This is a genomic window from Lysobacter dokdonensis DS-58, from assembly GCF_000770795.1.
In the GTDB taxonomy this organism is placed as follows: Bacteria; Pseudomonadota; Gammaproteobacteria; order Xanthomonadales; family Xanthomonadaceae; genus Noviluteimonas; species Noviluteimonas dokdonensis.
Map to the genome: position 1 here is coordinate 195,551 of NZ_JRKJ01000023.1, position 25,649 is coordinate 221,199.

Annotated in this window: 25 protein-coding genes; 15 read left to right on the top strand and 10 right to left on the bottom strand. The window is 68.6% G+C overall.

Features of this window, described 5'->3' with window-relative positions; translation table 11 throughout:
- Nucleotides 1-54: 54 nt before the first annotated feature.
- From LF41_RS15080 to LF41_RS15090, 3 genes are read left to right on the top strand one after another with little or no spacing between them, the layout of a single operon-like run.
- Nucleotides 55-1,017: a lauroyl acyltransferase gene (locus LF41_RS15080; protein ID WP_052116504.1), complete on the top strand. Its 963-nt coding sequence runs from the start codon at nt 55-57 to the stop codon at nt 1,015-1,017.
- Nucleotides 1,014-1,514, top strand: a complete 501-nt coding sequence (locus tag LF41_RS15085; RefSeq protein ID WP_036171512.1) for a PH domain-containing protein — start codon at nt 1,014-1,016, stop codon at nt 1,512-1,514. The genes LF41_RS15080 and LF41_RS15085 overlap by 4 nt, the downstream gene beginning before the upstream one ends.
- On the top strand, nt 1,501-2,982 hold the full coding sequence (locus LF41_RS15090; RefSeq protein WP_036171514.1) for a PH domain-containing protein: 1,482 nt from the start codon (nt 1,501-1,503) through the stop codon (nt 2,980-2,982). Before LF41_RS15085 ends, LF41_RS15090 begins: the two co-directional genes overlap by 14 nt.
- A gap of 1 nt (nt 2,983) precedes the next feature.
- Here the strand turns inward: LF41_RS15090 and LF41_RS15095 are convergent, their stop codons facing one another.
- On the bottom strand, nt 2,984-4,156 hold the full coding sequence (locus LF41_RS15095; protein WP_202594064.1) for a glycosyltransferase: 1,173 nt from the start codon (nt 4,154-4,156) through the stop codon (nt 2,984-2,986).
- Here LF41_RS15095 and LF41_RS15100 point away from each other — a divergent pair.
- Nucleotides 4,155-4,916 (top strand): glycosyltransferase family 2 protein, encoded by a 762-nt coding sequence (locus LF41_RS15100; protein WP_161786972.1) that lies wholly within the window; start codon nt 4,155-4,157, stop codon nt 4,914-4,916. The two genes, LF41_RS15095 and LF41_RS15100, sit on opposite strands and share 2 nt — an antisense overlap.
- On the opposite strand, the gene LF41_RS15105 is transcribed toward LF41_RS15100, so the two are convergent.
- Genes LF41_RS15105 through def form a run of 4 tightly spaced genes read right to left on the bottom strand, consistent with a single transcriptional unit; the run spans nt 4,905 to nt 9,329 of the window.
- Nucleotides 4,905-6,572, bottom strand: coding sequence for an ArnT family glycosyltransferase (locus LF41_RS15105; protein WP_036171517.1), 1,668 nt, complete (start codon nt 6,570-6,572; stop codon nt 4,905-4,907). The two genes, LF41_RS15100 and LF41_RS15105, sit on opposite strands and share 12 nt — an antisense overlap.
- Before the next feature lie 25 nt (nt 6,573-6,597).
- Nucleotides 6,598-7,893: a 16S rRNA (cytosine(967)-C(5))-methyltransferase RsmB gene (rsmB, locus tag LF41_RS15110; RefSeq protein ID WP_036171520.1), complete on the bottom strand. Its 1,296-nt coding sequence runs from the start codon at nt 7,891-7,893 to the stop codon at nt 6,598-6,600.
- Nucleotides 7,890-8,807: a methionyl-tRNA formyltransferase gene (gene fmt / locus LF41_RS15115; RefSeq protein ID WP_036171524.1), complete on the bottom strand. Its 918-nt coding sequence runs from the start codon at nt 8,805-8,807 to the stop codon at nt 7,890-7,892. Before fmt ends, rsmB begins: the two co-directional genes overlap by 4 nt.
- A gap of 6 nt (nt 8,808-8,813) precedes the next feature.
- Entirely contained in the window at nt 8,814-9,329 is a 516-nt protein-coding gene (gene def, locus LF41_RS15120) for a peptide deformylase (RefSeq protein ID WP_036171527.1), read from the bottom strand.
- A 155-nt stretch (nt 9,330-9,484) separates the two neighbouring features.
- Between def and LF41_RS15125 the strand changes: the two genes are divergently transcribed.
- From LF41_RS15125 to LF41_RS15160, 8 genes are all read left to right on the top strand, one after another.
- Complete coding sequence (locus LF41_RS15125) at nt 9,485-10,633, top strand: LysM peptidoglycan-binding domain-containing protein (protein WP_036171684.1); 1,149 nt, start codon at nt 9,485-9,487, stop codon at nt 10,631-10,633.
- Between the two features lie 80 nt (nt 10,634-10,713).
- Nucleotides 10,714-11,619 carry a DNA-processing protein DprA gene (gene dprA, locus LF41_RS15130; RefSeq protein ID WP_052116506.1) on the top strand — a complete coding sequence of 302 codons (906 nt, stop codon included), beginning with the start codon at nt 10,714-10,716 and terminating at the stop codon, nt 11,617-11,619.
- A gap of 34 nt (nt 11,620-11,653) precedes the next feature.
- Nucleotides 11,654-12,145 (top strand): DUF494 family protein, encoded by a 492-nt coding sequence (locus tag LF41_RS15135; protein ID WP_036171530.1) that lies wholly within the window; start codon nt 11,654-11,656, stop codon nt 12,143-12,145.
- 177 nt (nt 12,146-12,322) lie between these two features.
- A complete protein-coding gene (locus tag LF41_RS15140; protein WP_036171533.1) occupies nt 12,323-14,815 on the top strand; it encodes a DNA topoisomerase I in 2,493 nt (830 codons plus the stop codon).
- Nucleotides 14,815-15,378, top strand: a complete 564-nt coding sequence (tsaC, locus tag LF41_RS15145; RefSeq protein ID WP_036171536.1) for an L-threonylcarbamoyladenylate synthase type 1 TsaC — start codon at nt 14,815-14,817, stop codon at nt 15,376-15,378. The genes LF41_RS15140 and tsaC overlap by 1 nt, the downstream gene beginning before the upstream one ends.
- 54 nt (nt 15,379-15,432) lie before the next feature.
- Complete coding sequence (locus LF41_RS15150) at nt 15,433-16,074, top strand: DUF4124 domain-containing protein (protein ID WP_052116507.1); 642 nt, start codon at nt 15,433-15,435, stop codon at nt 16,072-16,074.
- A gap of 26 nt (nt 16,075-16,100) precedes the next feature.
- The gene (locus LF41_RS15155; RefSeq protein ID WP_036171539.1) at nt 16,101-16,736 is read left to right on the top strand and encodes a DUF4124 domain-containing protein; all 636 of its coding nucleotides are present in this window, start codon (nt 16,101-16,103) and stop codon (nt 16,734-16,736) included.
- Nucleotides 16,737-16,892: 156 nt separating this feature from the next.
- Nucleotides 16,893-17,123 (top strand): KGG domain-containing protein, encoded by a 231-nt coding sequence (locus LF41_RS15160; RefSeq protein ID WP_036171542.1) that lies wholly within the window; start codon nt 16,893-16,895, stop codon nt 17,121-17,123.
- Nucleotides 17,124-17,166: 43 nt separating this feature from the next.
- On the opposite strand, the gene LF41_RS15165 is transcribed toward LF41_RS15160, so the two are convergent.
- Both LF41_RS15165 and LF41_RS15170 read right to left on the bottom strand, forming a co-directional pair.
- Complete coding sequence (locus LF41_RS15165) at nt 17,167-18,903, bottom strand: PQQ-dependent sugar dehydrogenase (protein ID WP_052116508.1); 1,737 nt, start codon at nt 18,901-18,903, stop codon at nt 17,167-17,169.
- A gap of 75 nt (nt 18,904-18,978) precedes the next feature.
- A complete protein-coding gene (locus LF41_RS15170; RefSeq protein ID WP_036171545.1) occupies nt 18,979-19,755 on the bottom strand; it encodes an SDR family oxidoreductase in 777 nt (258 codons plus the stop codon).
- A 71-nt stretch (nt 19,756-19,826) separates the two neighbouring features.
- On the opposite strand from LF41_RS15170, the gene LF41_RS15175 reads away from it, so the two are divergent.
- Nucleotides 19,827-20,129 (top strand): hypothetical protein, encoded by a 303-nt coding sequence (locus LF41_RS15175; RefSeq protein WP_052116509.1) that lies wholly within the window; start codon nt 19,827-19,829, stop codon nt 20,127-20,129.
- Nucleotides 20,130-20,135: 6 nt separating this feature from the next.
- On the opposite strand, the gene sppA is transcribed toward LF41_RS15175, so the two are convergent.
- Nucleotides 20,136-22,037 carry a signal peptide peptidase SppA gene (gene sppA / locus LF41_RS15180; protein ID WP_036171546.1) on the bottom strand — a complete coding sequence of 634 codons (1,902 nt, stop codon included), beginning with the start codon at nt 22,035-22,037 and terminating at the stop codon, nt 20,136-20,138.
- A 94-nt stretch (nt 22,038-22,131) separates the two neighbouring features.
- Nucleotides 22,132-23,505 carry an MATE family efflux transporter gene (locus LF41_RS15185; RefSeq protein ID WP_036171549.1) on the bottom strand — a complete coding sequence of 458 codons (1,374 nt, stop codon included), beginning with the start codon at nt 23,503-23,505 and terminating at the stop codon, nt 22,132-22,134.
- A gap of 33 nt (nt 23,506-23,538) precedes the next feature.
- Here LF41_RS15185 and LF41_RS15190 point away from each other — a divergent pair, with 33 nt between their 5' ends.
- On the top strand, nt 23,539-24,705 hold the full coding sequence (locus LF41_RS15190) for a DUF3667 domain-containing protein (protein WP_052116510.1): 1,167 nt from the start codon (nt 23,539-23,541) through the stop codon (nt 24,703-24,705).
- Between the two features lies 1 nt (nt 24,706).
- On the top strand, nt 24,707-25,018 hold the full coding sequence (locus LF41_RS15195) for a DUF4286 family protein (protein WP_052116511.1): 312 nt from the start codon (nt 24,707-24,709) through the stop codon (nt 25,016-25,018).
- A 6-nt stretch (nt 25,019-25,024) separates the two neighbouring features.
- Here the strand turns inward: LF41_RS15195 and LF41_RS16330 are convergent.
- The coding region (locus LF41_RS16330; RefSeq protein ID WP_052116512.1) for a DUF3106 domain-containing protein at nt 25,025-25,649 on the bottom strand (625 nt) is incomplete at its 5' end.

Sequence of the window (25,649 nt, forward strand, 5' to 3'; positions counted from 1 at the left end):
GATTCAAGTCCGGGAGCGCCAAGCTTACAGACGGCGCCCGCTAGACTGCCCGGCGTGACCGACTTCGCCGCGCGCCTGCTCCATGCCCTCGCCACCTGGTTCGCCCGCCTGCCATGGGCGTGGCTGCGGGGGATGGCGGACGCGTCCGCGCGGTTGTGGGCCATGCGCGACGCGCGCAGCGGGAAAGTGGTGCGGCGCAACCTCGACCTCGCCTATCCGGACCTGTTGCCCGCGCAACGCACGCAACTGACGGACGCCGTCCTGCGAACGACGATGCGCCAGGCGCTGGAAACCCTGCGCTTCTGGACGCGGCCGCATGCAAGCAACCTGGCGCTGATCCGCGAATCCCACGGTGTCGACCTGTTCGATGCGGCGTTGGCCGCGGGCAAGGGCCTGATCGTCGCCGCCCCGCATTACGGCAACTGGGAGTTGTTGAACCAGTGGCTCGCGTCGCGCACGCCGCTCGCGATCCTGTACGCGCCGCCGGATTCGGCGATCGGCGAGGCGTTCCTGCGCCGCGTCCGCGCCGCCCACGGCGATGCGCAACGCGTGACGCAGGTGCGCGCCGAAGGCCCGGCGATCCGCGGCTTGTTCAAGCTGCTCCAGGGCGGCGGCGTCGCCGGGATCCTCCCGGACCAGCAGCCGAAGGCTGGCGACGGCGAATTCGCGCCGTTCTTCGGCATCCCCGCGCTGACGATGACGTTGCTCACGCGCCTGGCGCAGCGCACGGGCGCGACGGTCCTGGTCGGGTACTGCGAGCGCATCGGGCAGACGCCCGACGGCCCGGCGTTCGCACTGCGCTTCGAACCCGTGCCCGAGGCCGGCGACAGCGTCGCCGCGCTCAATGCGGCGGTCGAGCGCGTCGCCCGCCGCGACCCCGCGCAATACCAGTGGACCTACAAGCGCTGGTCGATCCCGGCGCCCGGCAGCGCGCTCGGCAATCCGTACTGGCCTGACTGCTACCCTGCGAACGTCGTGCGCGACGCGATCGCGCGGGCCGAAGGGGAAACGCAATGAACGAAGCCGTGCCCATGGCGTACGACTGGCACCCGCTGCCGTCGCGCGCGAAGACCTTGTTCCTGCTCGGCCATGCGATCGCGGGGGCGGGCATGGGCGTGCCGTTCGTGGTGCTCGGCACGCTGCTCGGCAATGCGATGGACGCAGCGTCGTTCGGCATCGGGATCGGCATTGCGTTGTGGATCTGCGTATTCGCGACGAGCCTGGTCGTCGGTGCGCGCCGCTTCCGTTCGATCGCCTGGCGCCTGGACGACGACGGCTTCGCCTATCGCCGCGGCCGCCTGTTCTTCCGCGAGACGCGCGTGCCCGCCTCGCGCGTGCAGCATCTGGACCTCAAGCACGGGCCGCTGGAACGGCGCTGGAAACTCGCCACGCTCGTGATCCACACCGCCGGCAGCAAGATGAGCGCGGTGTCGGTGTCGCACATCGATGCCGACGACGCCGAAGCGCTGCGCGACCGCCTCGCCCGCCAACTCGACGACGATGACGCCCTCTGACGCGGAAGCGGCGGATCGCCGGCTGCATCCGTTGTCGTGGCTGTTCGTGCTGCTGCAGCAATTGCGGCAGTTCATCCTGCCGATCATCGCGGCGTTCTTCTTCGGCGGCGACCGCAACGAGTTGTGGCCGCTGATCGGCGTCGGCGTGCTCACGCTCACCGCGGTGCTGCAATACCTCACGTATCGCTACACCGTCGGCCCCGACGTCCTGACCATCCGCAGCGGCTGGCTGCATCGACAGCGCCGCGAGATCCCGTACGCGCGCATCCACAACGTGTCGGTGAACCAGACCATGTTGCACCGCATGTTCGGCGTGGCCGAATTGCGGCTGGATTCGGCCGGCGGGCAGAAGCCCGAAGCGACGATGCGCGTGTTGCGCATGGACGATGCGCTCGCGCTCGAGCGCCTGATCCGGCACCGCGGCGCGACGGTGGAGGCCGTCGAGGGCGAAGCGCCGGCGTCGCACCTGCTGCTCGCGATGTCGCCCGGCGAAATCGTGCGGCTCGGCGTCATCTCCAATCGCGGGATGCTGGTGTTGCTCGGCGGCTACGCGGCATCGACGCAATTCGCGCCGCGCCTGGCCGAGAACCTCTTCGAGCAGTGGGGCAAGGCGATGTTCGGCTGGGCGGAGTCGCATCACTTCGGCGTGCAGGACTACGCGATCGCCGGCGTGACGCTCGTGCTCGCGCTGCTGGCGTTGATGCGCTTGCTCTCGCTCGTGCTCGCGTTGCTGCAGTACTACGGCTTCACGCTCAACGAGGACGGGCCGCGGCTGACGGTCGAACGCGGGTTGCTCGCGCGCTCGCGCAACTCCGCCGCCAAGCGCCGTTTGCAGGCGTGGACCTTGCAGGAAGGCGTGCTGCACCGCCTGTTCAAGCGGCGCAGCCTGCACGTCGACACCGCCGGCGCGCAGGCGCGCGACGGCCAGGCGCCGCGAGCGTTGCGCGAACTCGCGCCGATCGCGACGCCGGCGCAATGCGATGCGCTGATCGAACACCTGCTGCCCGAGGCCGGCTGGTCGTCGCTGCAATGGGAACGCCTGCATCCACGTTCGGGCGTGCGCATCTTCCTGGGCAACGCGTGGTTCCCCGCGCTGCTGGTCGCCGCGGCGTGCTGGCGTTTCGGATGGCTCGGCTTGCTCGCGCTCGCATGGCCCGCGTGGATCGCATACGCCGCGCGCCACCATGCACGCCGCGCGGGCTATGCACTCAACAACCGCATCGTCGCCGTGCGCTCGGGCTGGTGGTCGCGGCAGTGGCGGTTCGCGGAAATCGACAAGTTGCAGGCGCTGCGTCTGTCGTGCGGCCCGCTCGACCGACGTTGGGGCATGGCGACGCTGTGGCTCGATACCGCGGGCGCAAGCCAGATGAGCGGCCCGATTCGCATCGCGCACATCCCTGAAGCACAAGCGCGGGCGTTGTGCGATCGATTGGCGAAGTCGCTGGCCGCGCGGAAACTGCGTTGGTGAGCTAACGCGCCAGCGCGAGGCACAGCGCCTCGTAACGCTGGTGCATCAGGGTGCGGCCGTACTTGACCCGTGCCGACTTGCGTGCGGCAGCGCCCAGGCGCGTCGCCTCCGCATCGTCGACGAGCAGGCGTTCGATCACCTCCGCCATCGCGACGTGGTCGTTCTCCGGCACCAGACGCCCGTCGACGCCGTCTTCGATCACTTCGCGCACGCCGGGCACTGCGCTGCCGATCACCGCGCAGCCCGCGGCCATGCCTTCGATCAGGGCGAGCGGCATGCCTTCCCAATGCGTGGCGAGCGCGGCGATGCGATGCGTCATCAATAGTTCGGGGACGTTGCGTGCAACGCCGAGGAAACGCACCTGGTCTTCGAGGCCGAGCAACGCGACGAGCCTTTCCAACGGGTCGCGATGTCGCGCCTTGCCGCCGCCGGCGAACAGCACCGGCACGACGCGTCCACGATCGCGCAGGTGCGCGACCGCGCGGATCAGCGTCGCGTGATCCTTCTGCTTCGACAGGCGCGCGACCATCACGATGCCGGGGATGCGTTGCGCGAGCGGATGCGCGTCGACATCGGCGAACGGCTCGAGGCGGATGCCATTCGGGATGGCGATGGTGCGTTCGAGCGGCATGCCCTGGGCGAGCAGTTCGTCCTTCACGCCTTCGGAGCAACCGACGATGCGATCCGTTCGTTTGGCCAGCCATCGCGACTGCTTCAGCCGCCACGCCGTGTACCGCTCGCGCGTGTTGTGTTCGACGTGCACCAGGTGCGGCACCTTCGCGAGCAGACCGGCGTAGCGGCCCCACAGGTGCTCGCTGAAACCGTGCGCGATCAGCACGTCGGGCCGGAATTCGCGGCACGCCTCCACGAGCGCCCAGATCGTCGCCGCGTGCGACCACCCCGGCACGACGCGCAGCGGCACGCCGGCCTGTTCCAGTTCCGCGATGCGGGCCGGATCGGTCCGGCGCTTGCGCCGCAGCACCAGCAGCGGCGCGATGTCGGGGCTCTCGACGCCCGCCTGCGTCAACGCGATCGCGACCTGCGTGGCGCCGCCGGAGAACCCGCCGGTGACGAAGTGCAGGACGCGGACCGGTCGGGGCTCGGAAGAACGGGCGGCATCGGGCGCGTGCATGGCGCGCAGTCTACCGGCCGCGACGGCATAATCCATGCGCATGTCGCAGCCCCTGCCCCTGTCCGGCGTCGTGATCACGAAGAACGAAGGCGACCGCATCGCGCGGTGCGTCGCGTCGATGATCCCGTTGTGCAGCGAGGTGATCGTGCTCGACTCCGGTTCGACCGACGCCACGGTGCGCATCGCCGCCGACCTCGGTGCGCGCGTCGAGCATCTCGACTGGCAAGGGTTCGCGCTGCAGAAGAACGCCGCCATCGCGATGGCGCGCGAGCGGTGGGTGCTGTTGCTCGATGCGGACGAATGGCTGGAAGCGCCGGCGCAGGCGGAATTGCGCGCGTTGTTCGCCGGGGACATCGAGCAATCCGACGTGTGGCTGCTGATGCGCCGCACGCATTTCCTCGGGCATGCCCTGCGTGGTGGCAGTTTCGCGAAGGAACCGGTGCACCGCCTGTTCCGGTCCAACATCCGCCACGGCTTGCGCGCCGTGCACGAATACCTCGACGTCGAAGGCCGCACGGTGCGTCCCTCGCGGATCGTGCTCGAGCACGACACCGCGCGCAGCGCCGAGGATTACTGGAGCAAGCTGCAACGCTACGCGGCATTGTGGGCCGGCGAGCAGCAGGCGAAAGGCAAGACGGCGGGGCCGTTGCGTGGTTGGTTCGCGGCGACGGCCTACTTGCTCAAGAACCTGGTGTTGCGCGGCGGCATCGTCGATGGCGCTGCGGGATTCCGCTTCCACTGGCTGCACGCGCGTTACGCCAAGCGCAAGTACGACCTGCTCGCGCGTTCCTCAGCGGGTTGATGCGCGGCACGCGGGCGCGACCGCCGAGGCGTCGAACAACCACCACGTCCGCCGATTCGCCGTGCCGACGTCCTGGCCATGCTCGCGCAGCAGGCATCCGCCGAGCGCATCCTGCTGCACGAACAGGCGACGTTCGTCCGGTGCGGCGAGCATCCACGCGATGCCCGCGCGCAACTGCGCATCCACGGGTTTGCGGAACCCGAACTCCTCAACGGGGCCTTGCGCCTGCAGCAGGTTCTGTTCCTTCCACGCGACCAGGCCGAGCGTCGCGTCGCCCGCGAGTGCGTGGCCACGCGACATCACGGCGCGTGCGGAGTTTTCGTCGTCGAGCAGCACCGCGGTGCCGGAGAAGAGCACGACCACGAGGATCGACAACGCCACCGCGGCGCCCTTCAGCGCATCGCGCCGCCACCAGGCGCACGCCGCGAGCACCGCCGCGCCCGTAAGCGCGAGCAGCCACCACAGCGTGTCGCTCGCGGGGGGCAGCCCCCGCTGCGCTTCGATTTTCGACTCGAACGACGGATCGCCGTGCAGCGCGGCAATGCCGGCGCCGAGGAACACGACGCCCAGCACGATCACCAGCGCCAGCAATGCACGACGGAACCAGCGCGACGCCGTGACGTTTTCCAGGTACGGCCCCGCCGCGAGCGCCACCATGGGCAACATCGGCAGGATGTACATGTCGCGCTTGCCCGGGCTCGCGCTGAAGAACGCCAGCACGAGCAACGCCCACCCCAGCGGCAGCCAGACGCGCGCGTCGCGCGCGCGGAACGCGTCGCGCCAACGCGGGAACAGCCACGGCAACGCGAGCGAGAACGGCAACCAATAAGCGGCGATGACCTCGAGGAAGTACCAGGCCGGTTGCGTGTGGTGCCACGCCGCGGTGTAGCGCGTGGCGGTCTGCTTGAAGAGCAGTTCGTTGACGTAGGCCTGGTGTTCGGGATCGCCGCTGGTCGTTGCGGTGACGATCATCGGGACGAACCACAGGGCGATCGCCGCGAGGAAGGCGAGCGCGCCTGCGCTCCAGCGCAACGCATTGCCGCGGCCGATGTCGGCAAGCCCGTTCCAGCCACGCCAACGCATGAGTGCGTAAGGAATCAACGCGAGCAGCGCGAGGAAACCCACGCCCTTGCTGATGACGCCCAGGCCCGCGGCGAAGCAGCCGAGCCAGAACCAGCGCCACGCCGGCCCGAGCAACACGTGCCGCGCGATGCCGTAGACGCCCAGCGTGATGAAACACACCACCGTCGGATCGATCTGCGCGCGCTTGGCCTGGTAGATGAACTGCACGCACGCCAGCACTGCGATTGCAGCCCAGAGGCCTGCGCGATGCGACCACAGGCGGCGCCCGAGGTCGTAGGTCATCGCGAGCGTCGCCATCGCCGCGACCAGCGACGGCAAAAGGAAAGCCCAGGTCCAATCGCGCACGAGCGCGTACGCGGCGCCGAGCAGCCAGAAATAGAGCGGCGGCTTGTCGGCATAGAGTTCGTGGCCGCGATGCGGGAACAGCCAGTCCCCGCTGTCCCACATCTGCTTGGCGACGAGCACGAAGCGCGGCTCGTCGGCGGGCCACGGCGCACGCAGGCCGATGCCCGCGCCCAGCACGAGCAGGGCGATGGCGAGGAACCAGAAGAATTCGCGGCGCTGGGGGGTCATCGCGGCCAGAGTAAACGAACGCGGCTCAGGCCTTGCGCAGCTTCGCGTAGAAGAACCCGTCCATGCCGTCTTCGCCGGGCAGGCGCTGGCGGCCGGCGCCGGAGTCGCGGCCGAAACGGGCGTCGAGCGGTTCGGCGACCGCGCCCCGGGTGCGCGCGAGGAAGGCATCGACCTGCGCGGCGTTCTCCTCGACGAGCACCGAACACGTCGCGTAAAGCAGCGCGCCGCCGGGCGCGAGCATCGTCCATGCCGCGTCCAGCAGGCGCGCCTGGATCTCCCGCAGCGAATCGATGTCGGTGTCGCGGCGATGCAGCAGCACGTCGGGCTGGCGGCGCACGATGCCGGTGGCCGAACACGGCGCGTCGAGCAGGATCGCGTCGAAGGGCACGCCGTCCCACCACGTGTCGGGCGCGGCGGCGTCGGCCGCGCGCAGTTCCGCATTCGAGCCGACGCCCAAACGCGCATGCGTCTCGCGGACGCGACGCAGGCGTTGCGGATCGATGTCGAGCGCGAGCAAGCGCAGCGTCGGATCGCGTTCGAGCAGGTGCGCCGACTTCCCGCCGGGCGCGGAACACGCATCGAGCACGCGCGCGCCCCGCGATGGCGCGAGCGCTTCGGCGACGCATTGCGCACTGCCATCCTGCACGGAGACCAGGCCGTCGTCGAAGCCCGGCAGTTCGCTGACCGCGACGGGCGTGGCGAGCCTGAGCGCGTCCTCGGGGAATCCCGGGGCGGTCGATTCGATGCCTGCGTCCTGCAATCGCGTGCGGTACGCGTCGCGATCGACGCGCGTGCGATTCACGCGCAGCCACATCGGCGCGGGCGTCGTGCTCGCGTCGAACACGACCGATGCCGCGTCGCCCCAATCGCGCCGCACGCGCGTGCGCAGCCACGCGGGCCACGCCGCGTCGTTCGCGACCTCGGGCAAGCCTTCGCGCAAAGCGCGACGCAGCAATGCGTTGACCATGCCGGCCTGGTGCGTGCGGCCCATCGCGCGCGTGGCTTCGACGGTCGCGTCGACCGCCGCATGCGCCGGCAGGCCCATCTGGATCTGCGCGAAACCGACGTAGAGCAGCGTGCGCAGATCCTCGTCGCGATAGCCCAGCGGCTTCGGAATCCATGCCTTCAACGCTGCGTCGTAACGCGCGTGCCCGCGGATCGCGGTGAACACAATCGCTTCGAGCAGCGCGCGATCGCGCACGTCGCGCAAGGTCGGCAGGCGCTGTGCGAGTTCGGCCTTCAGCGAACGCTGGCGCTGCAGCACGACGCCCAGCGTCTGCGTGGCCGCGATGCGCAATGCGACGCCGGGGGCCGGCTTCATGCGCCGACGCGCAGCTCGCGGCGCGCGTTGAGATAGTCGGCGGCGGTGATCGCCTTGCCGCCCGCGCGCTGGAGCACGCGGATACGCAGGGCGCCTTCGCCGCAGGCCACGTCGATGCCCTCGCGGCCCGCGGCGATCACGGTGCCCGGCGTGGCGCGGCCTTCGACGGGAACGGCGCGATGGATGCGCACCACGTCGCCGGCGATTTCGCCTTCGGCGATCGGCCACGGATCGAAAGCGCGCACCTTGCGGGCGAGCACGTCGGCCGGTTGCGTCCAGTCCAGGCGCGCTTCGGATTTCTCGAGCTTGCGTGCGTACGTCGCGCCGTCCTCCGGCTGCGGCCGCGGCACGGGACGCATGCCCGCGCGCAGCAGGCCGAGGCCGTCGGCGAGCACCTGCGCGCCGAGCGTCGACAAGCGATCGTGCAACTGCCCGGCGGTTTCATCGGGCGCGATGTCGAGGGACTGATGCAACAGCACCGGGCCGGTGTCGAGGCCCTTCTCCATCTGCATCAGGCACGCGCCGGTGCGCGTGTCGCCCGCTTCGATGGCGCGCTGGATCGGCGCGGCGCCACGCCAGCGCGGCAGCAGCGAGGCGTGCACGTTCCAGCAACCGAACTTCGGGATGTCGAGGATCGATTGCGGCAACAACAATCCGTACGCGACGACGACGAGCACGTCGGGCTGCAGCGCGCGCAACGCATCGCGCGAGATCTGCGTCTTCAGCGTTTCGGGTTGAAGCACGGGCAGGCCGCGCTTCAACGCTTCCCGCTTGACGGGCGAGGGCGTCAGCGCACGGCCGCGCCCGGCGGGGCGGTCGGGCTGCGTGTAGACCGCGACGACTTCGTTGCGCTGCGCGGCCGCGACGAGCGACGGCACGGCGAACTCCGGCGTGCCGGCGAAGACGATGCGCATGCGGCGTCAGGCCGCCGCGGTGCGGCGGGCCTTCGCGAGCTTCTTGCGGACCATCTCGCGCTTGAGCGGCGAGAGGTAATCGACGAACAGCTTGCCTTCCAGGTGGTCCATCTCGTGCTGGATGCACACCGCGAGCAGGCCGTCGACGCGCATCTCGAAGGGCTGGCCGTTGCGGTCCAGCGCCTTGACGAGGATCTCGTTGGCGCGCGTGACGTCCGCGAAGATGTTCGGCACCGAGAGGCAACCTTCCTGGTAGACCTGTTCGCCCGCGCGCTCGAGGATCTCGGGGTTGACGAACACCAGCGGCCGGTTCTTCTCTTCCGACACGTCAATGACCATGAAGCGCTGGTGGACGTCGACCTGGCTCGCGGCCAGCCCGATGCCCGGCGCTTCGTACATGGTCTCGAACATGTCGTCGACCAGGCGCTGGAACGCGGGGTCGCCCACCTGTTCCGGCGTGAGCGTTGCGGCCTTCGTGCGAAGGCGCGGATCGGGGAATTCGAGGATGGGGAGCAGGGCCATGGCTTTCAAATGGGGGCGCCGGTCACAGGCGCAAGCGGCGGGGTGTCCTAGGGTCTCGATTGTAACGCCGCGCGCTTGCAAAGGCCCGCGGAATGTGGGCTATAGTGGCCCGGCTGCAAGGGGAAATTCTCAAGGGGAGCGGGCACATGGCCGCCATGCTTAAACGGCTTCTTCCGGTTTGCGCGGTCGCGTTGTTGACGGTGGGCAGTTATGCCGCCGCTGTCGAAACGCGCGGCGACCATCCGGACACCTACGTCGTCAAAAAGGGCGACACGCTGTGGGACATCGCGGGCAAGTTCCTGAAGCGCCCGTGGCTTTGGCCGGAAATCTGGCAGGCCAACCCGCAGATCAACAATCCGCACCTCATCTACCCCGGCGACGTCATTTCGCTGGCGTACCTGGACCGCGTCGCGGTGCAGGAAGGCCCCCGCGGTGAGGCGCCGATCACCGGCGTGCCGCTGTCGGAGGTCGAGCCGTTCCTCAAGGACGTGCGAGTCGTCGACGAGTTCGAGCACCTGCCGTACGTGGTCTCCATCGAGGAGGACCGTTCGCGCGGCATCTCGGGGATGTCGGCCTACGTCGTCGGTCTCGAAGGCGCACGGCCCGGCCAGCGTTACGCTTTCGTCCGCCCGACGGTGCGCTTCACCTGGCTGGACCGCACGGCCTGCTGCGACATCGGCTTCAAGACGGACCTGGACTTCCGCGGCGCCCGCATCTTCGCGGACTACGAGGAGTACTGGACCACGGCCGTCCTGCCGGACAAGGGCTACGAACAGCTCGGCTACGAGCTGCGGCAGATGAACACCGGCTCGGTCACCATGGTGGCCGGCGGCGGCGTCGAAGCCAGCACCATCGTGCTGGACGAGGGCGGCAACGAGGTGCGCATCGGCGATCGCCTGATCCCGGTGGACGCGCAGCCCTACGACCTGCAGTTCTTCCCGCATCCGCCGAAGCAGCAGTTCGAGTACGGCCGTGCGCAGGTCATCGGCGTGCCGGATGCGCTGTACCACGGCGGTCCGCACGACGTCATCGCGCTCTCGGTCGGCGCCCGCGACGGCGTGGACAACGGCACGGTGTTCTCGGTCTGGCGCGTCGGCAGCAACACGCCCGATCGCGTGCAGTATTCGATGAACCGCAGCCCGGACCTGTTCGGCGATGGCAGCCGCGTGCGTCTGCCCGACGAGTTCACCGGCCACGTCATGGTGTTCCGCACCTTCGACAAGATGAGCTACGGCCTGATCATGGACGGCATCAAGCCGGCGCGGATCGGTTACGAGCTTAAGCATCCGGACACGATGCAGTAACGCGAACATCAGGGTTTCCTGACGTTCCAACGCGACGGCGCCCTAGGGCGCCGTCGTCGTTTGCGGCGCACGCTGGGGCGATGCACACGCTGCTCCCCATCGACGATGACGACTACCCCGCGCTGCTTCGCCGCCTGCCCGACGCACCGCGTGCGCTGTACATGCGCGGCGACGCCGGATGTTTGTGGCATCCCGCCATCGCCATCGTCGGGAGTCGCACGGCGACGCCGAACGGGTTCGACAACGCGCGGGGGTTCGCACGCGCGTTCGGCCGCGCGGGGTTCTGCATCATCAGCGGCATGGCCGCGGGCATCGACACCGCAGCGCATCGCGGCGCGCTCGATGTCGATGCGCCGACGGTCGCCGTGCTGGGCACCGGCATCGACACGCCGTATCCGCGCAGCAATGCGGGGCTGATGGAAGAGATCGCGCAACGCGGCGCGGTCGTCAGCGAATATCCGCCGGGCGCGGTGCCCCACCCTGGCCAATTCCCCGCGCGCAACCGCATCGTCGCCGGTCTCACCCTCGGCACCGTGGTCGTCGAAGCGCAACAAAAGTCCGGTGCCCTCATCACCGCGCGGCTCGCCGGCGACGCGGGCCGCGAGGTCTTCGCCATCCCGGGTTCCATCCACAACCCGATGGCGCGCGGCTGCCACCGGCTCATCCGTGAAGGCGTGCAACTCGTCGAGTCGCCCGACGAAGTGATCGCTGCGCTGAAGCCCCTGCTCGATGCGTACGCCGGCGACTTGCGGCGGCGGCTGCACGCCCCCAACTCAGCCATCGCCGCACCGCAACACGATTCATCGACGATGGATGCGGGCAACAAGCGCTTGTGGGAAGCACTGGGTCACGACCCAACCCCTATGGACGTGCTGGTCGATCGAACCGGATTGACGAGTGCGCAACTTGTCTCCATGCTGCTGGTCATGGAGCTGGAAGGGCGCGTGGTTTCGCAACACGGCCGCTACACCCGCAAGGCATCCTGAACCTCCACAGCGCCGATGGCGCAGGCCGAGGGAAATGAAAGAGAGCATCCTGGACGTCCTGCTGTACCTGTTCGAGCACTACTTCACCAACGACACCGTCCCACCGGTGGGGGACCGCGACTCCCTCCAGAGCAGCCCGCTCTACTCCGAACTCACCCAGGCGGGCTTCAGCCCCGCCGAAATCGGCAAGGCCTTCGACTGGCTCGACGCGCTCGCCGAGCAACGCCCGGAATCGGCGCCCAAGCGCATCAACGGCCCCACCCGCGTCTTCCACGGCCCCGAACTCGACAAGCTCGACACGGAAACCCGCGGCTTCCTGCTGTTCCTCGAACAGCACGGCGTCCTGGACCCCGACCAGCGCGAGCTCGTCCTCGACCGTGCGATGGCGCTGGACCAGGAGGAACTGGACCTCGACGACCTCAAATGGGTGGTCCTGATGGTCCTGTTCAACCAGCCCGGCTCCGAGGCGGCCTACGCCTGGATGGAGACGCAGATGTTCCTGGACGAGCCCGAACCGGTGCACTGAGCCACCGGCCAGGGCTTCGACGGCCGTCGCCATTCGGGGGGACGGGGCGCGGTTCGGCTTGACACGGCCGGCCGCCACGTGACACCACTAAAAAAGGAACTGACCCGCGCCCGTGGCCCGAAGGCCCCGGGCGTCGCCTTCTTCGCGCCGGGAAAAACCCGACGCCGCCGGACCCCCATGGCCAAGAATCTCCTCATCGTCGAGTCGCCCGCCAAGGCCAAGACGATCAACAAATACCTCGGCAAGGACTTCACGGTCCTGGCCTCCTATGGCCACGTGCGCGACCTGGTGCCGAAGGAAGGCGCGGTCGACCCCGACCACGGCTTCGCGATGCGCTACGACCTCATCGAGAAAAACGAAAAGCACGTCGATGCGATCGCCAAGGCCGCCAAGTCCGCCGACTCCCTGTTCCTCGCAACCGACCCGGACCGCGAAGGCGAAGCGATCTCCTGGCACATCGCGGAGATCCTGAAGGAACGCGGGCTGCTGAAGGACAAGGCCCTGCACCGCGTGGTGTTCACCGAGATCACGCCCCGCGCGATCCGCGAGGCGATGACGCAGCCGCGTTCGATCGCAACGCCCTTGGTGGATGCGCAGCAGGCGCGCCGCGCGCTCGACTACCTCGTCGGCTTCAATCTCTCCCCGGTGCTGTGGCGCAAGGTGCAGCGCGGCTTGTCCGCCGGCCGCGTGCAGTCGCCGGCGCTGCGCATGATCGTCGAGCGCGAAGAGGAAATCGAAGCGTTCATCGCGCGCGAGTACTGGAGCATCGAGGCCGAACTCGCGCACCCCTCGCAAACCTTCACCGCCAAGCTGACGAAGCTCGACGGCAAGAAGTTCGAACAATTCACCGTCACCGACGGGGACACTGCCGAATCGGCGCGCCAGCGCATCCTCAAGTCCGCCGGCGGCGCGCTGCACGTCACGGACGTGGCGAGCAAGGAGCGCAAGCGTCGCCCCGCGCCGCCGTTCACCACCTCGACGCTGCAGCAGGAAGCCGCGCGCAAGCTCGGCTTCACCACCAAGCGCACGATGCAGGTGGCGCAGAAGTTGTACGAAGGCGTGGCCATCGGCGAGGAAGGCACGGTCGGCCTGATCAGCTACATGCGTACCGACTCGGTACATCTGTCGGCCGAGGCGCTGAGCGAAATGCGCGATGTCATCGCGCGCGACTTCGGCACGCGCGCGCTGCCGGACAAGCCCAACTTCTACCAGACCAAGTCGAAGAACGCGCAGGAAGCGCACGAAGCGGTGCGCCCGACCTCCGCGCTGCGCACGCCCTCGCAGGTCGCGCGCTTCCTCAACGACGACGAGCGCCGCCTGTACGACCTGATCTGGAAGCGCGCGGTCGCATCGCAGATGGTGCCGGCCACGCTCAACACCGTCAGCGTCGACCTGGCTGCGGGCAGCGAGCACAGCTTCCGCGCCAGCGGCACGACGGTCGTCGACCCGGGCTTCCTCGCCGTTTACGAGGAAGGCAAGGACACCAAGACCGCCGACGACGAAGACGAAGGCCGCAAGCTGCCCGCGATGAAGCCCGGCGAGCGCATCCCGCTCGACCGCGTGCACGCCGACCAGCATTTCACCCAGCCGCCGCCGCGCTTCACCGAAGCGGCGCTGGTCAAGGCGCTCGAGGAATACGGCATCGGCCGTCCGTCCACGTACGCCTCGATCATCCAGACGCTGCTGTTCCGCAAGTACGTCGAAATGGAAAGCCGCAGCTTCCGCCCGACGGACGTGGGCCGCGCGGTGTCGAAATTCCTCAGCAGCCACTTCACTCGCTACGTCGACTACGACTTCACCGCCAAGCTCGAGGACGAGCTCGATGCAGTCTCGCGCGGCGAGGAAGACTGGGTGCCGCTGATGGAGAAGTTCTGGGGCCCGTTCAAGGAACTGGTCGAGGACAAGACCGAAAGCGTCGACCGTTCCGAAGCCACCGGTGCGCGCGAACTCGGGACCGACCCGAAGTCGGGCAAGCCGGTCAGCGTGCGCCTGGGCCGTTACGGGCCTTACGCGCAGATCGGCACGGCCGAAGATGAAGACAAGCCGACGTTCGCCTCGCTCCGCCCGGGCCAGTCGATGCACACCATCGCGCTGCCCGACGCGCTGGAGCTGTTCAAGCTGCCGCGCAAGCTGGGTGAGAACGACGGTCACGAAGTCAGCGTGGGCATCGGCCGTTTCGGTGCATTCGCCAAGCGCGGCAGCGTGTACGCCTCGCTGAAGAAGGAAGACGACCCGTACACGATCGACCTGGCGCGCGCGGTGTTCCTGATCGAAGAGAAGGAAGAGATTGCGCGCAACCGCATCATCAAGTCCTTCGACGGCAGCGACATCCAGGTGCTCAACGGGCGCTACGGCCCGTACATCAGCGACGGCAAGCTCAACGGCCGCATTCCGAAGGATCGCGAGCCCGCCTCGCTCACCCTGGAGGAAGTGCAGAAGCTGATGGAGGAAACCGGCAAGCCGATGCGCGGGCGTTTCGGGAAGAAGGTCGCGAAGAAGGCGCCGGCAAAAGCGGTGAAGGCGCCCGCCGAGAAGGCCGCGAAGAAGACGGTCAAGAAGGCGGCGAAGAAGACTGCGAAGAAAGCCGGCGCGAAGAAGGCGTCGAAGAAGGCCACGAAGAAAACCGCCGCCAAGAAAGTGGTGAAGAAGGCGGTCGCCGGGAAGGCCTGATGGAGCGCCTGCCGCCCGCCGCCGCCGCGAACGTGCTGCGCTGCGGCGGCGTGCTGGCCTATCCCACCGAAGCGGTGTGGGGCCTGGGGTGCGATCCTTTCGATGAGGCCGCGGTCCTGCGGTTGCTCGCGATCAAGCAACGCGCGGTCGACAAGGGCGTGATCCTCGTCGCCGCGGACCTCGCGCAATTCGACGGGCTCCTGGATTGGAACGCGTTGCCGCGCGATCGCGTCGAAGCCGTGCACGCGCAATGGCCCGGCCCGCGCACGTGGATCGTGCCAGCCACCGCGCGCGTGCCGCGCTGGATCACCGGGTCGCACGTCGGCGTCGCCGTGCGCGTCAGCGATCATCCGGTCGTCGTCGCGGTGTGCCGCGCATTCGGCCAGCCGATCGTCTCCACCAGCGCCAACCTCGCCGGCGAGCCGCCCGCGTTCGCCTTCGACGCGCTCTCGCCCGACGTGCTGTCCCGGGTGGACGGTGTCAGCGACGGCGACACCGGCGGGCTGCGCGCGCCCACCGCGATCCGCGACGCAGCCACCGGCGCCGAACTGCGCGCCGGCTGAACCGCCGGTCGGCGGCGCTGGTCCGGCCGCTTGGGTTCGGCGCAGAATCCGCGCATGGCGATCCCGCGCATCTCCGTGCTCCTCCTCGTCGGCATCGGCGCATTCGCGGCGTGCCGCGTCGCGCACGCGCAGGACGTGACGATCTATCGCTGCATCGATGGCAAGGGCCACCTCACCTTGCGCGACACGCCGTGCGGCAAGGACGAAAAGCAGGAACAGCGCACGATGACGCGGCCGCAGGACGCACCGCGCAAGCCTGCCGCGCCCAAGGTCGCCGAAGCGCCATCGCCGCGCGACGACGATCGCTCGTATGTCGAAGGACGCGAGGTCTACCTCGCACCGCCGCGCCCGCTGTACGAATGCATCACGCCCGACGGCATGCGCTACACGAGCGACACCAGCGAGGGCAATCCACGCTGGGTGCCGCTGTGGACGCTCGGCTATCCGGGTTACAACGTCATCGGCTCGCAGGTCGCCGGCCCGAACTGGATCGGCCCGGGCACCTACGGCGCCGGCACCTACGTGCGCGACACCTGCTACATGCTGCCGCCGGCGGACGTGTGCGCGCGCACCCGCGACCGCCGCGACGAACTGCGCAAGCGATTCTTCAACGCGATGCCCAGCGAGCGCGATGTGCTGCGCGTCGAGGAACGCAGCCTCAACGCGCGCCTGGACAACGATTGCGGCGGCCAGTGACGCCTCGCGTCGGATACGCTTGCGGCATGACGCGCCTCGCCCGTTCCACCCTCATCGCCCTCGTATTGGTGCTCGCGCCTTTCGCGCAACGGCAGGCGCACGCGACCACGATCTACAAATGCACCGACGCCAAGGGCACGGTGACGCTGCAGAACGACACCCCGTGCAAGCCCGGCGAGAAACAGGAAGTGCGCACGATTGGCGCATTGCCCACGGCGCCCGCGCCGGCTGAACGCGCGGTGGAAGTGAAAGCGCCGAGCGGGCCGCCGCCCAATGCGCACTTCGAACTCGTCCGTGGCCCGGTGACCGAATCGCTGCCCGTATCGCAGATTCCGTTGGCCGATCGCAAACCGCCTCCGCCCTTGTTCGAATGCAAGGTGTGGGACCTCACGACGTATCTGAGCGAAGCCGATACGCCGCAGGAGCGTTGCGTCCCGCTCGCCACGGTGGGCCTGAATGGCGGCGGCGGCGCAGGCGAGGCGTGCGAGATCCGGCGCGATACGTGCACCGCGCTGACCGGGGAGGCGCTGTGCACGGCATGGCAGCGCCGCGTCGACGAAGCGAATTTCCGCATGACCTACGCCGCGCCGGCGGACAAGGACGCCCGCAAGGCGGAGTACGAACGCCAGCGCGCGGCGCTGGTCGACAGCACGTGCCGCTGACGCATCGCTGAAACATTCGCTCGAGTGATGACGATCTGCGCTCGATGCGCAGATGAATTGCGGCGACTTACTTTTTCTTGACCTGCACCACGCAACTTTCTAACCAACGCTTGCCTATGGTCGCTGTTCCCTCCCCCGAGCACCGAGGCGTATCGCATGGCGAACCAGAACCGAGGCACCAGCAATCGCGGATTCGCGAGCATGGATCCGGAAACGCAGCGCAAGATCGCGCAGAAGGGCGGTGAAGCCGTCAGCCGCGATCGCGAACACATGTCGATGATCGGCCGGAAGGGCGGTGAAGCCTCCGGCGGCAATCGCAACAACCCGAGCAATGCGCAGGAGACCCCCGGATCCCGGTTCGGCGGCACCGAAGGCGGCAACCGCTGAGCCACGTGAAAACGCCCGCACCTGCGGGCGTTTTCTTGCGGGCCTACCTTCCCTCTTTCGCCGCGAGCTCGTCGTAATACTTCCGCACGCAAACGAAGCCCTGCCCGCCGATCACCATCTCCCCGCCGATCCACCGCACGGTGCGGCCATCCCAGGCTTCGCCGCACCAATGCCGCGTGACCACGGCCTGCGATTGCCCGCGCGCGCGGAGGCGCTGTCCGGGCACCGGCGCCGGCGCGCTTTCGATGATGAAGATCTCGCCGTCGAGATCGACGATGTACACGTTGCCCGACTGATCCGTGCCGAACGCGACGGGGTTGTTGAATGCGCCCGCATCCGGCGCGAACGACGTGTTGCGCACGGTGAAGTCCGCCGCCGTCAGCGGCGTCGAGCCGTACATCGCGTCGATCGGCAGCGACCACAGGTTGCCTTCGATGAAATCGGCGAACAGGTACTGCCCGCGCAGCGACTCCACCGGCCCGCGATACACCACGCCGCCGATGATCGAACTGCCCGCGCGATCGCCCGTGCCGTGCAGGTATTGCGCCGCCGGCAGGCGGAACGACGGATCGTCCGCGCCCTTGAACTGCAGCGTGCCCTCGCGCACCGACCACCCGAAGTTGACGCCGCCGTTGTCGGTCGGGCCGACCATCACGTTGATTTCCTCGACCGTGTTCTCGCCGACGTCGCCGAGGATCAGGCCGCCCTCGCCCGTGCCGAACGGGCCGAAGTCGAAACTCGCGCGGAACGGGTTGCGCAGGCCCAGCGCCCACACTTCCGGCGCGCCGCCTGCCTGCGCGAACGGGTTGTCCGTCGGTATGCCGTAGTTGCGCGTGTCGTCGCCCGGGAAACTGTCGCGCGTGATGTCGATGCGCAGGATCTTGCCGAGCCAGGTGTCTCGGTTCTGCCCGTTGTTGTCCGGATCGCCGGCGCCGCCGCCATCGCCGATGGCGACATACAGGAATCCTGCGCGATCGAAGCCGATCCATCCGCCGTTGTGATTCGTGCGCGGATGCGGCTGGCGCAGGATCACGCGCATGCTCGCTGGATCGGCGATGTCGCGATTGGCCGCGCTCATCGTGTAGCGCCGCACTTCGATCGTGCCCACCGGGTCGGTGACGAACACGAAGAACTGCCCGGAGCTGGCGAAGTCGGGCGAGGTCGCGAAGCCCAGCAGGCCGCGTTCGCCGTTCGTCGACAACTGCCCGCGCAGGTCGAGCACCGGCGTCGTTGCGAAGGTCCCCGTCCCCGGCGACAGGATGCGGATCAGCCCCGCGAGTTCGCCAACGTAGACGCGCCCCGAATTGTCGGGCACAGGCGCGACGAACACGGGCGAGGAAATCCCCGACGCCACGCGCCGCACGCGGAAGGCCAGGCTGCTGCGGTCGGTGACGGTGACGGTGAGCGCCATCGCAGTCGACGCGCTGCCATCGCTCGCGCGCAACGTCACCTGGTATTGGTTGTTCCCGCCGATGTCGGTGGGCACTTCGAAATCCGGCGGCACGGCGAAGGACAGCGCGCCCGCGGTCGTGATGCGGAATTGGCTCGCGTCTTCACCGCCGTCGATCGCATAGCTGATCGCGTTGCCGTCGATGTCGGTGGCCGTCGCGTTGTAGAACGCGCCCGTCGTGTCTTCCTGCACGGACACCGAGCTCGGCGAGGTGAACGACGGCGGCGTGTTGCCGAAGGTGATCGAGCCGCTCGTGCCGCTGCCGCCGCATGCAGCGAGGGCGAGCGCACCTGCGGCGAACAACAGCATCCTGGCGTTGCGCGGCGTCATGTCCGTGGCCTCCGGCGATGTCCGGGCAGGATGCCTCCCGCCGCTTAACCGGCGGGTGAAGCGCGCTGCCGTTCGTCAGAAACCGTAGCGCAGGAATCCGCCGTCGACCGCGATGCATTCGCCCGTGACATAGGACGCCGCCGGCAGGCACAGGAACGCCACCGCCGCGGCCACTTCCTCCGGTTCGCCGATACGGCCGAGCGGCGTGCGCAGCAGGACTTCGTCGAGATAGTCGGGGTCGGCGAGCTTGTCGTGCGTGCGCCGCGTGCGGATGTACCAGGGCGCGACCGCGTTGACGCGGATGCCGTCCTCGGCCCATTCCACGGCGAGGTTCTTCGTCATCTGGTGCATCGCCGCCTTGCTCATGCCGTACGGCGCGCCGCTGCGCACGTGCGTCGTGCCCGACACGCTGCCGACGTTCACGATGCTCGAGGCCGCGTGCTTCGTCAGGAGGGGAAAGGCGTAGCGCGAAAGTTCGAACGCGGAGAACAGGTTGATCTCGAAGATCTTCCGCCACTCCTCCTCGCTGTATTCCACCGCCGCGCGCGTCAGGTTCCCGCCGGCGTTGTTGACGAGGATGTGCAGGCCTTCGCCGAAGTCCTCCACCCAATCGAGAAGCTCGCGGCGCTGGTCGTCCTCGGCGACATCGGCGACGAAGCCCTGCACGTCGCGGTCGGGGAAGTCTTCGGCCAGCTCGGCGCGCGCCGATTCCAGCGAGGCCGCATCGCGCGCGGCGAGCAGCACGTCGGCCCCGAAGCCGAGCAACTCGCGCGCGATCGCGCGCCCGATGCCCGCGCTGCCGCCGGTGACCAGGGCGAGTTGTCCATCCAGCCGCCAACGCTTCGGATCCATGCCGCCTGCCTCGTTTGCGTCCCGTCGGGTCGGCGTAGGATAGCCGCAGCCTTCCAACGGACGCCGCCACGATGTCGCGACTGCTGCTCGCTGTGTGTTGTGCCCTGGCCCTGTCGGCCTGCTCGCGCCCCGAGAAACCCGAAACCGAGCGCCCGCCGGCACCGCAGGCCAACGCGACCCTGCCGGATGCGGAAACCTGGGACGACGCGAGCAAGCGCGAGAAGCCCGCCACCGAGCTCACCCAGGCGATCCAGAAACCGCTGGACCGCGCCCGCTCCGTGGAAGCCACGACCCTCGAAGCCGCAGACCAACAGCGCGCGGCGATCGACGCGCAGGAACAAGGCAACGCGACGCCCCCGCCGAGCGATCAGTAAGGCGCGTCAGAACTCGCAGAAGCAGTAGGCCAGCGCCTTCACCGGCGCGCCCGGCTTGCGTTGCAGCGCCGCGTCCAGGAAGCGCAGGTCCGCGTCGACCTGCGGCACGCTGCGCGAGACGATGGTGCGCGCGATGCCTTGCGCGAAGCCCGAGTCGCGCATCATCGCGCTGCCCGCGCGGCTGGACACGAAGCCGGCGAAGAACCGCTCGAACGGCGTGGCTTCGCGCTCGATGTAGCGCACGGTGTACGCATCGGGTTTGTCGAGCTTCGCACGCTTGGCCGCATCGTCGAGCGCGGTCTGCAATCCGCCGAAGTCATCGACGAGCCCGCGCTCGCGCGCCTGCGCGCCGGTCCACACGCGGCCACGCGCGATGGCGTCGATCTGCTCGACGGATTTCTTGCGCGCCTGCGCGACGCGCCCGGTGAAATCGCGGTAGCCCTTGTCGATCACCGACTGGACGATGTCGCCCACCGCCGGATCGAGCGTGCGCGTGATGTCGAACGCACCGGCGAAGCGCGTCGTGCCCACGCCGTCGGTGTGCACGCCGATCTTGTCGAGTGCGCGCGGCAGCGTCGGGATCACGCCGAAAATGCCGATCGAACCGGTGATGGTCGACGGATCGGCGTAGATGCGGTCGGCGTTCATCGCGATCCAGTAACCGCCCGACGCGGCGAGGTCGCCCATCGATACGACGACCGGCTTGCCCGCGGCCTGCAGCGCAACGACTTCGCGGCGGATCTGCTCGGATGCGAACACCTCGCCGCCCGGCGAATCCACGCGCAGCACGACCGCCTTGACGTTTTCGTCGTCGCGCGCCTCGCGCAGCAACGCCGCGGTGGATTCACCGCCGACGTGGCCCGGCGGCTTCTCGCCGCCTTCGATCTCGCCTTCGGCCACGACGACCGCGACCTGCGGGCGCAGCGCCGCCGACGGCAGCGCCGCATCGTCGATGTGGCGCAGGTACGTATCGAGCGAGACCTGGCGGAAACCGCCTTCGGCATCGGCGTCGGCGACGCCGCGCTGCGTGAGCAGCTGGTCGACTTCTTCCTCGGTCTTCAGCCCGTCGACCAGCTTCTGCTGCAACGCGTAGCGCGCCAGGTCGCCGCGCGCGGCGGCGAGGCCTTCGGGCAACGTGTCGATGCCGGCGGCGAGTTGCTGCGCCGACAGATCGCGCGCCTTCGCGATGTCGCCGAGGAAACGCTGCCAGACATCGTTCATCCAGAACAGGTCGGCTTCCTTCGCCTGCGGCGAGGCCGCGTCGAGCACGTAGGGCTCGGCTGCCGACTTGTATTCGCCGACCTTGAACAGATGCACGTCGACGCCGAGCTTGTCCTGCAAGCCTTCGCGGTAGTACTGGCGATAACGGTCGAGGCCTTCGAGCACCAGCCCGCCCATCGGATCGAGATAGACCTCGTTGGCCTGCGCGGCGAGCAGGTATTGCTCCTGCATCATGCTGTCGCCGAAAGCGACGACCTGCTTGCCCGACGCGCGCACCTTCGCCAGCGCCGCGGCGACTTCGCGCAACGATGCGTAACCGGTGGGCTGCAGGCGATCGAAGCGCACGTACACGCGCTCGATGCGCTTGTCCTTCGAGGCCGCGTCCAGCGCGCGCAACAGATCGCGCAACTGCACTTCCTCGGTGCCGCCATCGCCCATCGCCTTGGACAACGCGCGGCTGGCGACATCGCTGCTGTACTGCTCGACCAGGCGCCCTTCCGGTGCGACGACCAGCGTGGTGCGTTCGCTCAACGGCGCGATCCCGCGGCCGGAGAAGGCGAACATCAGGAACACCAGCAACAACCCGAAGAAGATCAGGTTGAACACCAGGCGCCGGGTGAAATTCATGGCGTCCCAGATCCCCACGATCACGCGGGCGATGGGGCCACGACGGCTGGGTTCGTTCATTGCGGTAAAGCTCCTGGCGGAAGTGTGCGCCCGGGACCATGCCCGGGGATCACAAGGTTAGCGGCTGGCGCGTGTGGACTTCATGCGCCGTCGGTCATGGCGAGGATTCGCCACCGGTGCCTGCGTTCATGGGGACGCGGCCGGAGGTGCGCAAGAAGCGCGTCGACAACAGCACGGCAGCGGTCGTGAGGCCGACGATCAATCCGATCCACATGCCCTGCGGCCCCCAGCCCAACCCCAGGCCGAGCCCCGCCCCCAGCGGCATGCCCACGCCCCAGTAAGCCAGCGCGGCGAGCAGCATCGGGCGCCGCGTATCGCGCAGGCCGCGCAGCGCGCCTGCGGAGAGGACCTGCACGCCATCGGGGAACTGGAACGCCGCGGCGTACAGCAGCAAGGTCGCGGCGAGCGTCGCCACCGCCATGTCGGCCGTGTACAGGCCGGCGAGCGCGTGGTTGCCGAACAACAACAGCACGCCGGACACCGCCTGCGTGGCGAACATCAGCACGAAGCCGGCGAAGGCCGCGCGGCGCAGGCCGTCGCGATCGCCACGGCCGAGGGCGTGGCCGACGCGCACGGTCGTGGCTTCGGCCAGGCCGAACGGAATCATGAAGCACAGGCTCGCGACGTTGATCGCGATCTGGTGCGCCGCCGCTTCCACGCCGCCCAGGCGCCCGATGAGCAACGCCGTCACGATGAAGAGGCTGCCTTCCATCATCACCGTCACGCCGATCGGCAAGCCGGTGGCGAGCAGCTCGCGCAACGCGCGCCAGCGCGGCGGCTCGAAATGCGCGAACAGGCCCAACGGTGCGAAACGTTTCGAACGCCACAGGTACGCGAAGAACGCGATGGCCTGCGCCCACATCATCGCCGCCGAGGCGAGGCCCAACCCGCCCGCGCCGAGTTCGGGCAACCCCCCGACGCCCCACGTGAGCGCGTAGCCCAGCGGCACGAGCACGACCAGCCCGCCGAACCCGAGGATCATCGTCGGCAGCGTCCAGTGCAGCCCGTCGCTGAGATAGCGCATGCACAGATAGAGCGTCAGCGCAGGCACGCCCCAACGGATGCCGTGCAGGAACGCGACCGCGCCGGGGCGGATCTCCGGCGCGATGCCCATCGGTTCGAGCGCGACGGTCACGACGCTGAGGAAGGCGAACAACACCACGCCGAGCATCGCGGCCAGCCACATCGCCTGGCGGAACAAGGGCGCGATTTCGCCGCGGCGCCCCGCGCCGTCGAGTTGCGAGACCGCCGGCGGGAAAGCCATCAGCGTGCCCATCGGCACCATCATCGGGAGCCAGAACAAGGCCGTGCCCACGGCGACGGCCGCGAGCGTGCGCGTGCCGTGGTGGCCGGCGATCACGCTGTCGACGAAACCGATCAGGCCGGTCGAGAGGTGGCCGAGGACGAGGGGAGCGGCGAGGGTCGCGCTGGTGCGCAGTTCCCGCGCGAACGGGGGCCGTGGGGACATGGGCTATCTTAGCGGGCGTCTAGGGGATGGTTCATGGGCGAAACGAACGACAACAGCGCGGCGGCGCCGCGACCGGCGTGCCAGAACTGCGGGGTGCCGCTGCTCGGGGAGCATTGCCACGCCTGCGGCCAGCCGGTGAAGGGGCTGGTGCGGCATTTCAGCAGCATCATCGGCGATCTGCTCGATACGGTGTTCAACATCGACGCGCGCGTGTTCCGCACGCTGTGGCCGTTGTTCACCAAGCCGGGCATGTTGTCGCTCGAATATTTCGCCGGCCACCGCATCCGCTACGTCAGCCCGGTGCGGTTGTTCGTGTTCCTGAGCATCGTGGCGTTCTTCGTCGCGCAGTTGTCGGTGGACTTCAGCGGGGTCAAGGTCGGGTTCGACGGCGGCGACAGCCAGATCGCGAAGGCCACCACCGTCGCGCAGGTCAACGCGCGCCGGGACGCGGCGGTGAAGGAACTGGAGAAAGCCAAGCGCGACACGAAGGACACGCCGGGCGTCGGCGTGGGCCTGGATGCGGCGATCACCACGATCAACGGGCAGGCCGACCGCCGCATCGCGATGCTGGAGGCGGCCTCGAAAGCGGGCAAGCCGCCGCCGGCGCCGGGCATCGCCGCCGAAGAGGCCGACGACGACGAGATCTCCTTCAACGGCAAACCGTGGGATCCGGTCAAGAACCCGTTGCACGTGGACTGGCTGCCCGATGCGGGCAACAAGAAGCTCAACGATATGGCGGGGCATTTGCGCGACAATGTGCACCGCGGCGAGAAGGATCCGAACCTCATCAAGGACGCGGTGCTCAGCACCGTGCCGACGGCGCTGATCCTCATGCTGCCGTTGTTCGCGCTGATGCTGAAGATCGCCTACGCCTTCAAGCGCCGGCTGTACATGGAACACCTGATCGTGGCGCTGCACAGCCACGCGTTCCTGTGCCTGGCGCTGCTTGTGATGTTCGGGCTGATGGCCCTGCAGGATTCGGTCGGCGCGATGGCGTCCCCGCTGCATTCCCTCATCAAACTGGGGGAAGTGGCGCTGGGCATCTGGATGCCGCTTTATTTGCTCATCATGCAAAAACGTGTCTACGGTCAAGGCTGGACCATGACCCTGTTGAAATACTGCGTGCTGGGACTTTGCTACTCCGTCCTGCTCAGCATCGGTGCCGCGTTCACCATGCTGGCGGGCCTCGTCTGGATGTGAAATGGTCGTTTACGAAGTCAACCTGGAATTCGACGTCGCCATCGCCGCGGCCTACCGCGAGTGGCTCTCCGCGCACATCCAGGAGTTGCTGGCGCTGCCGGGCTTCGAGTCTGCGCAGGTGCACGAAGTGATGGATCCGCTCCCGACGGCGGGCCGCCAGGGCTTGTGCGTGCGGTACATGGTGAGCGACCTCGGCGCGCTGGAAACCTACCAGCGCGAACACGCGCCGCGCCTGCGCGCCGAAGGGCTCTCGCGCTTCGGCGAGGAAGGCGTGCGTTATCGCCGCCGCGTGTTGCGCGACACCGGGCTGTAACCCGTTCTACTGCGCCAGGCGCACCTGCAGCCACGCGCTGCGTTGCGCATCGGCGGTCGACAACAACGCCTGCACCAGCGCCGCGCGGTCCTGCGGCGGCACGCGTTGCGCGAGGATCGACAAATCCGCGCGTTCGGCGTTCGTCATCCGGCGCAGCAGGCGCAACATCGGCGCGTGTTGCGCTTCGGGCAATTGCGCGAGTAAGGCGTGCAGCTTGGGGTAATCGCCGCCGATCGCAGGACCGAGCAGCCATCCGCGTTGCGCGATGGGGTCGAGCGCATCGAACTGCACGCGCAATTGCGCCTGCTCCTGCGGCGTCTTTTGCGCGAAAGCCTGCACCGCACTCTCGACCGCTTCGCGCGCGATCCCATCCAGCGCGCGCCACGCGGCATAGCGTTCGCGCAAGCGCATCTGCGTCGCGCGCGGCTGCGCATCCCACGCGTGCGTGCGTTGCGCGAACGCCTGGCGTTGCGCCGCCGTCCATGACGTCCAGAGCGCCGCCTGGTCGCGCAGGTCCTGCTGCAGCGGCGCGGGAATGCGTGCGATGGCGGAACTCGTGGACTCGGGCAGCGTGACGCTGCGCGGGATGGGCAGCGGCGTCGCGCGCGTCGCCACGAACGGCGCCGCCGGC

What these genes read in the sequence shown, in the direction of transcription:
- LF41_RS15085 (WP_036171512.1), top strand. Translation starts at nt 1,014, where the DNA reads ATGAACGAAGCCGTGCCCATGGCGTACGACTGGCACCCGCTGCCGTCG.
- LF41_RS15090 (WP_036171514.1), top strand. Translation starts at nt 1,501, where the DNA reads ATGACGCCCTCTGACGCGGAAGCGGCGGATCGCCGGCTGCATCCGTTG.
- LF41_RS15100 (WP_161786972.1), top strand. Translation starts at nt 4,155, where the DNA reads ATGTCGCAGCCCCTGCCCCTGTCCGGCGTCGTGATCACGAAGAACGAA.
- LF41_RS15095 (WP_202594064.1), bottom strand. Translation starts at nt 4,156, where the DNA reads ATGCGCATGGATTATGCCGTCGCGGCCGGTAGACTGCGCGCCATGCAC.
- LF41_RS15105 (WP_036171517.1), bottom strand. Translation starts at nt 6,572, where the DNA reads ATGACCCCCCAGCGCCGCGAATTCTTCTGGTTCCTCGCCATCGCCCTG.
- rsmB (WP_036171520.1), bottom strand. Translation starts at nt 7,893, where the DNA reads ATGAAGCCGGCCCCCGGCGTCGCATTGCGCATCGCGGCCACGCAGACG.
- fmt (WP_036171524.1), bottom strand. Translation starts at nt 8,807, where the DNA reads ATGCGCATCGTCTTCGCCGGCACGCCGGAGTTCGCCGTGCCGTCGCTC.
- def (WP_036171527.1), bottom strand. Translation starts at nt 9,329, where the DNA reads ATGGCCCTGCTCCCCATCCTCGAATTCCCCGATCCGCGCCTTCGCACG.
- LF41_RS15125 (WP_036171684.1), top strand. Translation starts at nt 9,485, where the DNA reads ATGCTTAAACGGCTTCTTCCGGTTTGCGCGGTCGCGTTGTTGACGGTG.
- dprA (WP_052116506.1), top strand. Translation starts at nt 10,714, where the DNA reads ATGCACACGCTGCTCCCCATCGACGATGACGACTACCCCGCGCTGCTT.
- LF41_RS15135 (WP_036171530.1), top strand. Translation starts at nt 11,654, where the DNA reads ATGAAAGAGAGCATCCTGGACGTCCTGCTGTACCTGTTCGAGCACTAC.
- LF41_RS15140 (WP_036171533.1), top strand. Translation starts at nt 12,323, where the DNA reads ATGGCCAAGAATCTCCTCATCGTCGAGTCGCCCGCCAAGGCCAAGACG.
- tsaC (WP_036171536.1), top strand. Translation starts at nt 14,815, where the DNA reads ATGGAGCGCCTGCCGCCCGCCGCCGCCGCGAACGTGCTGCGCTGCGGC.
- LF41_RS15150 (WP_052116507.1), top strand. Translation starts at nt 15,433, where the DNA reads ATGGCGATCCCGCGCATCTCCGTGCTCCTCCTCGTCGGCATCGGCGCA.
- LF41_RS15155 (WP_036171539.1), top strand. Translation starts at nt 16,101, where the DNA reads ATGACGCGCCTCGCCCGTTCCACCCTCATCGCCCTCGTATTGGTGCTC.
- LF41_RS15160 (WP_036171542.1), top strand. Translation starts at nt 16,893, where the DNA reads ATGGCGAACCAGAACCGAGGCACCAGCAATCGCGGATTCGCGAGCATG.
- LF41_RS15165 (WP_052116508.1), bottom strand. Translation starts at nt 18,903, where the DNA reads ATGACGCCGCGCAACGCCAGGATGCTGTTGTTCGCCGCAGGTGCGCTC.
- LF41_RS15170 (WP_036171545.1), bottom strand. Translation starts at nt 19,755, where the DNA reads ATGGATCCGAAGCGTTGGCGGCTGGATGGACAACTCGCCCTGGTCACC.
- LF41_RS15175 (WP_052116509.1), top strand. Translation starts at nt 19,827, where the DNA reads ATGTCGCGACTGCTGCTCGCTGTGTGTTGTGCCCTGGCCCTGTCGGCC.
- sppA (WP_036171546.1), bottom strand. Translation starts at nt 22,037, where the DNA reads ATGAACGAACCCAGCCGTCGTGGCCCCATCGCCCGCGTGATCGTGGGG.
- LF41_RS15185 (WP_036171549.1), bottom strand. Translation starts at nt 23,505, where the DNA reads ATGTCCCCACGGCCCCCGTTCGCGCGGGAACTGCGCACCAGCGCGACC.
- LF41_RS15190 (WP_052116510.1), top strand. Translation starts at nt 23,539, where the DNA reads ATGGGCGAAACGAACGACAACAGCGCGGCGGCGCCGCGACCGGCGTGC.
- LF41_RS15195 (WP_052116511.1), top strand. Translation starts at nt 24,707, where the DNA reads ATGGTCGTTTACGAAGTCAACCTGGAATTCGACGTCGCCATCGCCGCG.